This is a genomic window from Massiliimicrobium timonense, from assembly GCF_042850985.1.
GTDB lineage: Bacteria > Bacillota_I > Bacilli_A > Erysipelotrichales > Coprobacillaceae > Allocoprobacillus.
This window is the reverse complement of the sequence record NZ_AP031415.1, coordinates 1,377,006-1,389,593: the sequence shown is the minus strand read 5'-3', so window position 1 is coordinate 1,389,593 and position 12,588 is coordinate 1,377,006. Positions and strand designations below refer to the sequence as shown.

The following is a 12,588-nucleotide window of genomic DNA, read 5'->3' as shown; positions in this document are numbered from 1 at the left end:
ACATACCAAAATATAAAAAAAGAGTTCAAAAATGTAGAAAAAGAGTGATTTTGGTCATTTTTATGTTTTCCTATATACTCATATTGAGGAGGGAAAATATAAAAATGTTTAATGAAATTATTTTAATTGGCAGATTAGCCGAAAATCCAAAATTTAAAGAAACGCCAACGGGAGTAAAACTGGCGACATTGATTCTCGATGTAGAAAGACCTTATCGTAATAATCTAGGAATTAGAGATCACGATTATATTAGCTGTGTTTTATGGAAAGGCATAGCACAGGAAGTGATGGATTGTTGTGAAGCAGGAAGCTTTTTAGGAATTAAGGGGAGATTGCAATCAAAAACATTTGAAACGCCTGATCATCTTTCAACGACGATCATGGAAGTGAAAGTAGAACATGTTGAATTCCTAGATAGATATTTTATGAAAAAATAGTCATTTTGACTATTTTTTTGTTTTCATTTCAGATAGAATTGTGTAAAATAGATAAGAAAAGAAAGGGGAGATAAAGATGAGTATTGATCAGTCACATATGAGAAACTTTTCTATTATTGCTCATATTGATCATGGAAAATCGACTCTTGCAGATAGAATATTACAATTAACAGGGGCGGTCAGTGATCGCGATATGAAAGAACAGTTGCTTGATAGTATGGATTTAGAGCGTGAAAGAGGTATTACAATTAAGCTTAATGCTGTGCAATTACAGTATACGGCTAAAAATGGAGAAACCTATCTTTTACATCTGATTGATACACCGGGTCATGTCGATTTTACTTATGAAGTTTCACGTTCACTTGCCGCATGTGAAGGAGCAGTTCTTGTGGTTGATGCGGCTCAAGGTGTGGAAGCTCAAACTCTTGCTAATGTATTTTTGGCTTTAGATAATGATCTGGAAATTTTACCTGTCATCAATAAAGTTGACTTGCCAAGTGCTGATCCACAACGTGTTATTCATGAAATAGAGGATATTATTGGTTTACCAGCTGATGAAGCACCACTCATTTCTGCAAAAACAGGATTGAATGTTGTAGATGTATTAGAAGATATTGTCAAAAATGTTCCAGCTCCTCGTGGCGATAGTTCACATCCAACACAGGCACTTATCTTTGATTCCTACTATGATAGTTATCGTGGTGTCATTGTCTTTGTTTGTATTAAAGAAGGACGTATTCGTGTGGGTGACCACATTCGTTTTATGGCGACGGATGCTGTTTATGAGGTCCTTGAAGTCGGTGTTAGAACACCAAAAGAAGTCAAAAAAGATGAGCTGGTGACTGGTGAAGTTGGATGGATTGCAGCTTCTATCAAATCAATTAATGATGTTCATGTCGGTGATACCATTACTACACTGGAAAATCCATCACAGACACAGTTACCTGGATATAGAAAATTAAATCCAATGGTTTATTGTGGTCTGTATCCAGTTGATAATGCAAAATATAAAGATTTACGTGAAGCATTAGAAAAAATGAAACTCAGTGATTCATCACTTGTCTTTGAACCAGAAACATCACAAGCCTTAGGTTTTGGGTTTCGTTGTGGCTTCTTAGGTCTTTTACATATGGATGTCATTGAAGAACGTCTAGAAAGAGAATTTGATCTTGAATTAATTGCAACCGCTCCATCTGTTATTTATCATTGTTATTTAACGGATGGTTCTATGGTAGAAATAGATAATCCAGCTGCATTACCGGGACCACAGCGTATTGATCATATCGAGGAACCTTATGTCAAAGCATCTATTATGACTCCGAGTGAATATGTTGGACCTATTATGGAACTTTGTCAATCTAAACGTGGTGAGTATCAAGATATTGAATATATTGATGATTTAAGAAGAAATGTTATTTATTTGATTCCTTTAAGTGAAATTGTTTATGATTTCTTTGATAAATTAAAATCTTGTACAAAAGGTTATGCTTCTTTTGATTATGAGTTAGATGGCTATAAGGAAAGTCGTTTAACACGTATGGACATTTTGTTAAATGGGGAAGTTGTTGATGCCTTATCAACAATCGTTCATAAAGATTTTGCTTATAATCGTGGTCGTATTATTTGTGAAAAGCTTAAGGAAATTATTCCTAAACAGATGTTTGAAGTGCCAATTCAGGCAGCTATTCAAGGGAAGGTCATTGCTCGTACAAATATTAAGGCAATGCGTAAAAATGTTTTAGCAAAATGTTATGGTGGGGATATTTCTCGTAAGAAAAAATTACTGGAAAAACAAAAAGAAGGGAAAAAGCGTATGAAAGCAGTAGGAAGTGTAGAAATTCCACAGGAAGCTTTCATGGCTATTCTATCTGTTGATGATGATTAAGAGAATTTGTGAAATTCTCTTTTTCTTATGGGTTGATTTACTTTCTGGTTTGTATATAATATAATAAGTCGAGGAGGTGCATTGCGATTGAGTTTTTTTAAGAAAAATCCTATCCGATTTGAAGGACAAAAAGAAATTGAAACACAAATTAAAAATCAAACTGATAATGTCATCTCAAGAAGATTTAAAATTTTAATGGGATTCATTGGTGTTGTTGGTGTGATCTTATTAGTTCGCTTATTTTTAACACAGATCACCCAGCAAGAATATTACACAACAAAGCTTGATCAATACAATACAAGTCTTTTTACAAAAGATACATTTCGTGGAAATATTTATGACCGTAATTATAAAAGACTGTCTTATAATAAAAATATCAATTGTGCAACTTATTATGCAGTCCAAGATATAACAAAAGAAGAAATGGAAATGATTGCTAACTTCTTAGTTAAAAATGTTAATGTTGATATCAAAAGCGTAACCGAAAGAGATAAGAAAGATTATCTGATTTTGAAAAATGAAAAACTGGTGGATAGTTTGTTGACTAAAGAAGAAAAATCGACTTATACAAGTGATGAACTTTATCAATTACAGCTTAGTCGTATAACAAGTGCAATGCTTAAGGAAAACCTATCTGAAGATGATATTAAATTTTATATGCTTTATGCTAAGATTCAAAATTGTAGCAGTGGATCAGTTGTTTTATTGGAAGGTTTAACGATTAAAGAAGCCAGTCTGATTGGTGAAAATTCAGATATTTTACGTGGTGTTAAGGTGACGAATGACTGGTCTAGAGAAACAACTTATGGAGCTAATTTTAAATCCGTTTTAGGTAAAGTGACAACGAAAAAAGCAGGATTACCTGCGAGTACAAAAGATATTCTTTTAGCTAAAGATTATAATAATGACTCTCGTGTGGGAATCAGTGGTTTGGAGATGCAATATGAAGATATATTGGCTGGAACACCTGCAACTTATTCATTAAGCTATGATAGTGATGGAAATCCTGTTGTCAATACTGTTTCCAGTGGAACCAAAGGAGATAACATTCGTTTGACAATTGATTGGGATTTACAGTCATCTATTACTGAACAAATGGAAAAGACGATGAAAGGTTTTACTGGCTCTCTTTATAAATATAATCATAATATTTATCTGGTTTTGATTGATCCTAATACGGGGGCTATTTATGCCATGTGTGGTGTTCAAAAAGACAGTGAGGGGGATGTCTACGAATTAGCTGGAGGTGCTGTACAAAATGCTTTTGCACCTGGCTCAGCATTTAAAGGTGGTACAATTTATGCGGGAATGAAGCATAACGTGATAAACCAGTATACAGAATTTGATGATACGAGTCGTGGATTTAAAATTGCTGGGACACCAGCTAAATATTCGTGGGATACAGGTGGATTAGGACGTTTGAACGCTGCGGAAGCTTTATCGCAATCTTCAAATATATATATGTTCTATGTCGCAACGTTATTAGGTGGAGGCACATATGAATATGAACAGCCATTATCTATTAAAGACTCAGCTTTCGATCAAATGCGTTTAGATGTAGGTGAACTGGGATTAGGTGTGAAAACAGGTATTGACCTGCCAAGTGAAGCCTTAGGTTATCGTGGAAAAGTGACACAGCGTCAACCTGGTAACTTCCTGGATTTTGCGATTGGACAATATGATACCTATACCCCTATTCAACTTGCACAATATATTTCAACAATTGCCAATGGTGGCAAGAGAATTCAACCACATCTGTTTATGGAATCTTTTACTGAAGACGAAAACGGAACAAAGATTTCTTTATTGCAACATCAAGTCAAAGTGCTTGATGATGTATCAAGCTATAAAATGGCATTTGATACAATTCATACAGGATTCCGTATGGGGTGTGTTTCTGGATTAGCAAAAAGTGTCAATGGTGATTATGAAGCTGCTGGGAAAACCGGAACAGCCCAAGTATTACATGAAGGAACATATGATATCTGGGCAAACCGTGCCTTTGTTGGGTATGCACCATATGATGATCCTGAAATTGCTGTGGCATGTATTGCAGAAGCATTACCAAATGGAGCAGGAAGCACATGTCAGACATTATCAAAATATGCATTTGAGAAGTATTTTGAAAAATATGGATAAAAAGTAAAAAATTTATAGCATTTTATTATTGTTTATGCTATTATATTATGGCAAAGTCGTGATGGAGGTGTAAAAATGAGAGAAAACATCATTTTAAAATGTACTGAATGTGGAGAAGAAAACTACATTAATACAAAAAATAAAAGAAATCATCCAGAAAGAATGGAAGTAAAAAAATACTGTCCTAGATGTAATAAACAAACTACTCATAAAGAAAAGAAATAAGCCTTTTTGGCTTTTTTTCTTTATAGGAAAGGAAGAAATATATGATAAAAAAATTAATCTTAGGAACAATGCAGACAAATTGTTATGTGGTTTATAATGAGCAACATGAATGTTTTGTGATTGATCCAGGTGCACAGGGACAAAAAGTTGCTCGTTTTCTAACAGAAAATGAACTTGATATTAAAGCTATTTTATTAACACATGGTCATTTTGATCATATTGGAGCTGTTGATTATCTTTATAATCAATATCATTGTCCTATCTATACCCAGAAAGAATCACTAGAAATAATTGCGAAACCTGAATATAATCTTTCAAGTATGATGGGGGAACCAATGACATTAAAAGCTCCTATATTAGAAGCCACACCAACAATGAATATAGCCAATATGACTGTTCAATGGTTATTGTTAGAGGGACATTGTGAAGGAAGCAGCATGATTTATGTTCCTCAGGAAAATGCATTATTCAGTGGGGATGTTTTATTTGCTGGATCAATAGGACGTTATGATTTTCCAACGTCTTCACATTTAACAACAAAACAGAGTTTGGAAAAGATAAAAACATTACAGTTTGATGCTCGTTTATTACCGGGACATGGTGAAGAAAGCTCTATAAAATATGAACAAATGCATAACCCTTTTTTAAGATCATAAAAAAATATGATCTTTTTTTATTGAAAAAAAAGAAAAATGCAAAAATAATGCGTATATATATAATAGGAGGGTTATTATGAATGAACTATTTGAGAAGATGATTTATCGTGCATTAAACCAAAATGCTACTGATATTCATTTGTTATTGAAAAAGGATTTGAAGATTCAGTTTCGTATTTTTGGAGAATTAAAGAAATATGAGGTGATGGAAAATGAAAGAGGGTATAAGCTGATGAATTTTATTAAATATCGTTCTATGATTCATACGAATTATCGTTTGATGCCTCAAACAGGTAATATTTCTATAAATATGAATCAAAAGACTTATTTTTTAAGGGTATCTTATTTACCTTCTCTTGAATTTGAAAGTATTGTGATTAGAATTTTGAATAATCATGAATTACGTTCGATTGAAGAATTAACATACCAAAAGGAAATTCAAGATTATCTCTATTGGCTTTCTTTACAAAATAGTGGTTTGTTTTTTATTAGTGGTGCTACAGGTTCTGGTAAGTCAACCACGCTTTATACCTTATTAAAACAAATTTTATCAGGAGCACGTAAAAACATTATTACGATTGAAGATCCTATTGAAATTCATTTAGATGGTTGTCTTCAAATTGAATTAAATGAAAAAATTGGAATTACATATCATGATACATTAAAACAGATTTTAAGACATGATCCCGATGTGATTATGATAGGAGAAATTCGTGATGAAAAAACAGCAAAGATTGCTTTAACATGTGCTTTGACTGGACATCTTGTTTTAACAACGATTCATGCCAGTAATGCACCTTTATCAATGAAAAGATTAATGAATTTAGGGATTCATGAGGCTGATATTCTTGATGTGGTCATTGGTGTGATTTCACAACGTATGAAATATGATATTCAAAATAAACAGGCTATTGTTTTATCAGAATTGATGAAGAAAAAGGATATTGAACAATATCTCAAAGAGCATACATGTTCTTATTTATCATTTCAAAAGGCAGCTTTAGAACTTGTCAATCTTGGGTTTGATCAAGCTTTGTTTAAAGAGGAGCTCAATAATGAATAAGGATTATCTTTTATTGAAGAATATGTATAGCTTGTTAGATGCTGGTTACAGTATTGAAGAAACGTTGAGTTTATGTCAGCAGATGCTTCATCATCCAGCTATTTATGAGATGTTAAAACAATTGGATCATGGTGAATCTATTGAAACTGTATTATTGCAGTCTTCATTACCTCATTTATTTCAAGAATATTTTCGTTTTTTTCAAAATAAAAATTGTTTATCAGAAGCAATTAAAAAAAGTCTGGATATATGCATGATGAAAGAGGATTATCAAAATCAATTAAAATCTCAATTAACTTATCCCTCTATATTAATGACATTTTTATTTCTTTTCTCGTTATTTGTTGTTTTGGTTTTATTGCCTAATGTCAATCAGTTATTTTTATCATTTCAGATTGAAAAATCAATTATGATTCAAATCTTATTTGCTTTCTTTTACATTATGCCTTGCTTCATTATATTAGCTGTATTTTTAAGCTTATATCTTGTTTTTAGGCTTGTTTATGCACTTAAGCATAAATTATATAAGGTCATTGAACTTTATTTAAAATGGCCTGTATTTAAGACGATTTTACAAAAATATTTTTCTTTGAAGTTTGCTTTGTATTTTCATGAATTATTAAATGAGGATATGGATAGTACAAGAATTATTCAAGTCTTAAATGAACAAATGACGGATAGTGATTTAAAAATAGTCTTATATGAAATGAATAATCGTTTATATGGAGGTGAGAATTTAGAAGAAATACTGGAGGATTTTGAATACTTTGATCAATTGTTTATTTCTTTTTTTCAAATGTATATGAAAAATCCTCAACAAAAAAAAGCTTTATCTTATTATATCCAAGCCACCTATGAATATTTAGATTACTGGATCAAAAGATTTTTAAAATATTTGATACCGGCAGTTTATTGTTTTGTAGCTATCTTTGTTATTACAATTTATATCGCGATTATTATTCCAATGATGAATTCAATATCAAATCTATAACAGAAAGGACAATTCATATGTTGAATAAAAAAGGGTTTACTTTAATTGAGATGATTTTTTGTATTAGTGTTATACTTATTATTTTATTACTTGTTATTCCTAATGTGACATCTAAAAATACAGTTGTCAAAAATAAAGGATGCGATGCTCAAATTGAAGTTGTCAATTCACAAATTTTACTTTATGAAATTGAAAATGGTAAATTACCTAGAAACATCTCTGATTTAACAAGTGGCAGTCAACCCTATTTGACAGAAAAACAAGGTGTCTGTCCAAATGGCAAAAAAATCGCTATTAAAAATGGTCAAGCCTATGTTAAATAAAGGTGGTTTTACAATGATTGAAACACTTTTTGTACTTGTTATTATCTGTATGATGTTTTGTATTTCAATGCGTATTCATGTTCCACAAAAAAGTGATACTGTTAAAATCAATGAAATGATTCAATTTCTTTATCAGGCAAAACTCACAGCCATGACACAAAAAACACAGGTTGATGTTTTATTTTCAAAGCAAAATATTGTTTATAGATGGAATCAGTCAAAAGAAACATTACAGCTTGATGATAATGATTCATTTGAATCACATCAATTGAGTTTTAATGAAAATGGAAATATTCAAGGTGCAAAAACATTGATTTACCACTGTGGAAGTCAGCGTTATGAATTTGTTTATCAGATTGGAAGTGGAACTTTTTATGTCCGATAATCATGGAGCAACATTAATTGAGAGTTTACTGGCATTTGAAATTTTTATCACTGTGATTATCATTTTTGTAGGATTATTTTCTGTTTTATATCAAAAAGAAAGCCATATTCAAGACAATTATCAAACGATTTTAGAAAAGGAGAGTGAGTACACATATTCTCAAGATTACATCAGCATCATAGAAATGGTTTTACGTTAGTAAAGGTATTATTATCACTTTCTATTACGCTTATTATTCTTTTATCATTAACAAGTCTTTTTCAGCTTATACGATATGCCTATACACATCATACGCAAAATAATGAAGATATTTACATAGCTGCAAAACAATGTAGTCAATATACACTAGGGTGTGCATATTTAGAAGCTGGTGATACTTTTCGTTATATGAATTTTGAAGAAGAAGAAACATCTTTACAGTTGGATCAAAAAAGACTGGTTAAAAAACCTGGATTTGAAATATTATTGTTTGATATTGATGATGTTTCTTTTTCTGTAGAAAATGATTTCGTTTATATACATATGACAAGAGATCGTCAAAATTACACATTTTTACTAACATATGCCAATATGCATCAAGAAGCAGAGGAAACAGATGAAAATATATCAGAGATTATTCCAGAATCATAGTGGATCTGTTTTGCAGATTGTTTTAATTGTTTTCATGATGCTGACATTCGCATTATCTATAACAACATTTTCTATTTTGCAATCAGGTCGTAATTTTAAATCTATTGATACACTTATGAAACAAAAAAATCTAGAAATATTTCTTGTGAAATATTATAGTGACAGTGTTCAAAATGATATTTTATTAAGTGATGATTATTCTTTTCAAAATTATCAAATTAAAACAACGGTAGATGATTTGGGTGATCATTATGAAGTGGTTACCACTATTGAAACAATAGATTATCAGTATCAATTTTTAACAGAAATTGAAGTAGAAACAGGCACTGTCTTGAATTTTGAATATATTGTGGGAGGTTACATATGATTTATTATATTGTTTTTGGTTTATTGATTTTATGCTTTTTGTTAACCTGTTATCGTGAAAAAGCACCTATTGATGATCATAACAAACAAAAGCTGAAAATACTTGTTTATTGTCTATTGGCTTTTGATTTTATGATTGTCTTATTCTGTTAAAAGATGATATTCCCATATGATTTATTTACAACATGATAGAAATTTGCTATAATTCTAAAGAATAATAGCAAAGGAGAGAAAATTATGGCTGTTAATATCAAAGAATTAAAAGCAGGAAATGCATATACAGAAAATAATGATTTGTTTTTATGTATTTCTAATGAACAGAATAAACAAGGACGTTTATCAGGAAAATATATGGTAAAAAGAAAAAACTTGAGAACAAGTGCAATTACAGAAGTTTCTTATAATCCTACTGCCAAAGTTGATTTAGCAATGATTGAAAAAAGAAAAATGCAATATCTTTATGATTCAGGAGATATGCTTGTTTTCATGGATAATGAAACTTTTGAACAAATTGAAATCCCTGGTAGTCGTCTGGAATGGGAAAAGAACTTTTTAAAACCATCTGATGAAGTTGAAGTTACAAGTTATCAAAGTGAAGTTTTGGGTGTCCAATTACCAGTCAATGTGGCTTTCCAGATAACTGAAACAGAACCAGCAGTGAAAGGTGATACAGCAACAGGGGCAACAAAAAATGCAACAATTGAAACAGGATATCAAATCAAAGTGCCTTTATTTATTAATGAAGGTGAAATGGTTCTTGTCAATACTGTAGATGGGAAATATCAAGGAAGAGCGTAAGCTCTTTTTTTTCATAATTAAGTCTGTTTGTTCATATAGTATATAGAAAAAAGGAGAATGAATATGAATAAACAGGCTTTTACATTTTTAACATTATTTAGTCTTATTCTTGTGTTATCCATCTATTATATTATGTTGCCACCGACATCTGAAAATGAGGTTGTACAAAATGATATATCTACCATTGAACAATTACAGAATCAATTAGATCAAAAAAGAGAAGATATTATTACAAAGAACAATGAAATTATTGCAAAAGAATCAAGTACATCTGAATCTATTAATGAGGCTTTAGAAACAATCAGTGAAACGAAGAATGTAACTGAAAAAGAAAAATCAATTGTATCAAAACTTAAAGAAATGGGCTATGCGGAAAGTTATGTTGAAATTGATCAGCAGACAATTAAAATAACAATTTTAAAAAAAGATGCAACTCAAACGGATGCCTCAAAGGTTATCAAAGAAGTATTGAATTTAGTTGGTGATTCTTATCAGGTGGAAGTTAAATTTATTGAAGAATAAAACTTGTATTTTTGTCACTTTTTATATACAATAGTAGATAGAAAAGAGGTAATGTTATGGCACATAATGAATATTATACTTATACACAAGGACGCGTTAATGGAAAAATTCTTATGAATGTTCAAGTGTTTGATGAAATTACAAAAAGAACTGTTAATGAAATGAAAAATGTTTCTTTAGATACATCTAAGGGAATTCAAATTCCGGGTACAAAGAAAGTTGTGAATTGTACAATTAAGGATAATGAGGTCTATATTTGTATCCATGTACGTATTAAATATGGTGTCAATATTTCATCAATAACAAAAGAAATTCAGGAAAAAATAGCTGTAGCTGTTAAACAGATGACTGATGTTGATGTTCAACACATTAATATTGAAGTTGATAATATTGAATTTGATTAAACAAGTAAGAAATGATTTTCTTACTTTTCTTTTGTTTATTTTTAGCGTTAATTGTGGTAGAATGAAATATATTTGAAAATTGTGGAGGCAACTTATTAATATGGAAAAAACACATCGTAAAACAGCAAGAGAAATTGCGACAATATGTATTTATCAAAATTTATTAGTTGGAGCATCTCTTGATGATATGCATACTTATATATCAGAAAATAAAGAACTTTCATCAAGTGAAGATTCTTTGAAATTTGCATTATGGCTGGTAGAAACTACTTTACAAAATAAAGCATCTTATCAGCAATTATTAGAGAGATATTTGAAGAAAGGTTGGACATTTGAACGTTTAAGTGTCATGGAAAGAGCAATCCTCTTTATCGCAACATGTGAACTGCTGGAATCTGATTTACCTAAGACAATCGTTGTGAATGAAGCTGTAGTGAATGCGAAAAAGTTCTGTGATGATGATTCCTATAAATTTATTAATGGTATTTTAGGAAATGTTGGATAATGGATATACAAAAATACATTAGTGTTCAAACTTTAAACAAATATATAAAAGCCAAATTTGATCAGGATGCTTCGTTAAGAAATGTCTATATTACAGGTGAGATTTCAAACTTCAGACCACATCCTAGTGGTCATCTTTATTTCACTTTAAAAGATGATCATGCAAGAGTTTCAGCCATCATGTTTTATTCAAATGCAAGAAAACTTTCGTTTCAGGTTGAAAATGGAATGAAAGTCTATATTCGTGCATATGTTTCTGTCTATGAACCTTCTGGGGATTATCAGTTATATGTACAATCAATGGAACAGGATGGTTTAGGAAAGCTATATGTTGAATTTGAAAATTTAAAGAAGAAGTTATCACAAGAAGGATTATTTGATGCCCAGCATAAAAAATCAATTCCTCCATTTCCTAAAGCAATAGCTGTTTTATCAGCTAAGAATGGAGATGCTGTGCAAGATTTTATTAAAATTTCACATGATCGTTTTCCTTTTACGAGAATTGTTTTATTTCCTATTCCAGTACAGGGAAAAAATGCATATTTGAAGATTATCCAGACGTTATCTCAAGTTGATTCACTGGGCTTTGATTTCATTGTGATAACACGTGGTGGTGGAACTATTGAGGATTTATGGAATTTTAACGAGGAAGCTTTGGCTCGACAAATTTATGCTTGTCAAACGCCCATTATAAGTGCTGTTGGACATGAAATGGATTTTACTATTTGTGATTTTGTTAGTGATGTTCGTTGTGCTACACCTTCTGAGGCAGCCATGTTTGCGACACCTGATCAAAAAGAGTTAAAAAAACATCTTTATGAATTACAGCAACAGTTGACATATCGTATGAAACAATATTTACATATTCATCAACAAAAATTGGATCGACTGAAAAATTCTTATTTTTTAAACACACCAGAAGCTCTGTACTCTCAGGAAATATTACGTTTAACGCATTTGAAAGATCAACTGTTTTATCATTTTAAGGTTCTTGATTTGAAAGTTTATCAACAGTTGTTAGAATATCAAAAACTTTTAAAACAAAAGATGGATCAGAAGATTCAACAGCAAAACTATAAAACACAACAACTGATTGTTCAACTTGATGCATTAAGTCCTTTAAAAGTCATGCAAAGAGGTTATACTCTTATTAAAAAGGATCAAAAACTGATGAAATCAAAAAATGATGTTCAGACAAATGATATTGTTGATATACAATTTTATGATGGAGTAAGAAAAGCACAAATAAAGTAGGTGAGA

18 protein-coding genes are annotated in these 12,588 nt (G+C 30.9%); all 18 read left to right on the top strand.

Going from position 1 to position 12,588, the window contains the following annotated elements:
• The first annotated feature begins 104 nt into the window (after positions 1-104).
• Positions 105-437: a single-stranded DNA-binding protein gene (locus tag ACGHJ8_RS07275; RefSeq protein WP_087357445.1), complete on the top strand. Its 333-nt coding sequence runs from the start codon at positions 105-107 to the stop codon at positions 435-437.
• Positions 438-513: 76 nt separating this feature from the next.
• The gene (gene lepA / locus ACGHJ8_RS07270) at positions 514-2,322 is read left to right on the top strand and encodes a translation elongation factor 4 (RefSeq protein WP_087357444.1); all 1,809 of its coding nucleotides are present in this window, start codon (positions 514-516) and stop codon (positions 2,320-2,322) included.
• 81 nt (positions 2,323-2,403) lie between these two features.
• Positions 2,404-4,461, top strand: coding sequence for a peptidoglycan D,D-transpeptidase FtsI family protein (locus ACGHJ8_RS07265; protein ID WP_390539589.1), 2,058 nt, complete (start codon positions 2,404-2,406; stop codon positions 4,459-4,461).
• A 75-nt stretch (positions 4,462-4,536) separates the two neighbouring features.
• Positions 4,537-4,686, top strand: coding sequence for a 50S ribosomal protein L33 (gene rpmG, locus ACGHJ8_RS07260; RefSeq protein ID WP_087357442.1), 150 nt, complete (start codon positions 4,537-4,539; stop codon positions 4,684-4,686).
• 41 nt (positions 4,687-4,727) lie between these two features.
• A complete protein-coding gene (locus ACGHJ8_RS07255) occupies positions 4,728-5,342 on the top strand; it encodes an MBL fold metallo-hydrolase (RefSeq protein WP_205088791.1) in 615 nt (204 codons plus the stop codon).
• Between the two features lie 76 nt (positions 5,343-5,418).
• Complete coding sequence (locus tag ACGHJ8_RS07250) at positions 5,419-6,405, top strand: ATPase, T2SS/T4P/T4SS family (protein ID WP_205088790.1); 987 nt, start codon at positions 5,419-5,421, stop codon at positions 6,403-6,405.
• Positions 6,398-7,396, top strand: coding sequence for a type II secretion system F family protein (locus ACGHJ8_RS07245; RefSeq protein ID WP_211964447.1), 999 nt, complete (start codon positions 6,398-6,400; stop codon positions 7,394-7,396). Before ACGHJ8_RS07250 ends, ACGHJ8_RS07245 begins: the two co-directional genes overlap by 8 nt.
• A 17-nt stretch (positions 7,397-7,413) precedes the next feature.
• Positions 7,414-7,719 (top strand): competence type IV pilus major pilin ComGC, encoded by a 306-nt coding sequence (gene comGC, locus ACGHJ8_RS07240; protein WP_205088788.1) that lies wholly within the window; start codon positions 7,414-7,416, stop codon positions 7,717-7,719.
• Positions 7,673-8,104, top strand: coding sequence for a competence type IV pilus minor pilin ComGD (gene comGD, locus ACGHJ8_RS07235; protein WP_390539585.1), 432 nt, complete (start codon positions 7,673-7,675; stop codon positions 8,102-8,104). Before comGC ends, comGD begins: the two co-directional genes overlap by 47 nt.
• Positions 8,094-8,303 (top strand): hypothetical protein, encoded by a 210-nt coding sequence (locus tag ACGHJ8_RS07230; protein ID WP_390539583.1) that lies wholly within the window; start codon positions 8,094-8,096, stop codon positions 8,301-8,303. The genes comGD and ACGHJ8_RS07230 overlap by 11 nt, the downstream gene beginning before the upstream one ends.
• The gene (locus tag ACGHJ8_RS07225; protein WP_390542425.1) at positions 8,258-8,734 is read left to right on the top strand and encodes a competence type IV pilus minor pilin ComGF; all 477 of its coding nucleotides are present in this window, start codon (positions 8,258-8,260) and stop codon (positions 8,732-8,734) included. Before ACGHJ8_RS07230 ends, ACGHJ8_RS07225 begins: the two co-directional genes overlap by 46 nt.
• Positions 8,700-9,101, top strand: a complete 402-nt coding sequence (locus tag ACGHJ8_RS07220) for a hypothetical protein (RefSeq protein ID WP_390539581.1) — start codon at positions 8,700-8,702, stop codon at positions 9,099-9,101. Before ACGHJ8_RS07225 ends, ACGHJ8_RS07220 begins: the two co-directional genes overlap by 35 nt.
• Positions 9,098-9,253, top strand: a complete 156-nt coding sequence (locus tag ACGHJ8_RS07215; RefSeq protein WP_390539579.1) for a hypothetical protein — start codon at positions 9,098-9,100, stop codon at positions 9,251-9,253. The genes ACGHJ8_RS07220 and ACGHJ8_RS07215 overlap by 4 nt, the downstream gene beginning before the upstream one ends.
• An 84-nt stretch (positions 9,254-9,337) precedes the next feature.
• Positions 9,338-9,898 carry an elongation factor P gene (gene efp, locus ACGHJ8_RS07210; RefSeq protein WP_087357435.1) on the top strand — a complete coding sequence of 187 codons (561 nt, stop codon included), beginning with the start codon at positions 9,338-9,340 and terminating at the stop codon, positions 9,896-9,898.
• A gap of 63 nt (positions 9,899-9,961) precedes the next feature.
• Complete coding sequence (locus tag ACGHJ8_RS07205; protein WP_211964586.1) at positions 9,962-10,420, top strand: SpoIIIAH-like family protein; 459 nt, start codon at positions 9,962-9,964, stop codon at positions 10,418-10,420.
• Between the two features lie 56 nt (positions 10,421-10,476).
• The gene (locus tag ACGHJ8_RS07200) at positions 10,477-10,824 is read left to right on the top strand and encodes an Asp23/Gls24 family envelope stress response protein (protein WP_087357433.1); all 348 of its coding nucleotides are present in this window, start codon (positions 10,477-10,479) and stop codon (positions 10,822-10,824) included.
• 100 nt (positions 10,825-10,924) lie between these two features.
• Positions 10,925-11,329, top strand: a complete 405-nt coding sequence (gene nusB, locus ACGHJ8_RS07195; protein WP_390539576.1) for a transcription antitermination factor NusB — start codon at positions 10,925-10,927, stop codon at positions 11,327-11,329.
• Positions 11,329-12,582, top strand: a complete 1,254-nt coding sequence (xseA, locus tag ACGHJ8_RS07190; protein WP_087359683.1) for an exodeoxyribonuclease VII large subunit — start codon at positions 11,329-11,331, stop codon at positions 12,580-12,582. Before nusB ends, xseA begins: the two co-directional genes overlap by 1 nt.
• The last annotated feature ends 6 nt before the right edge of the window (positions 12,583-12,588 follow it).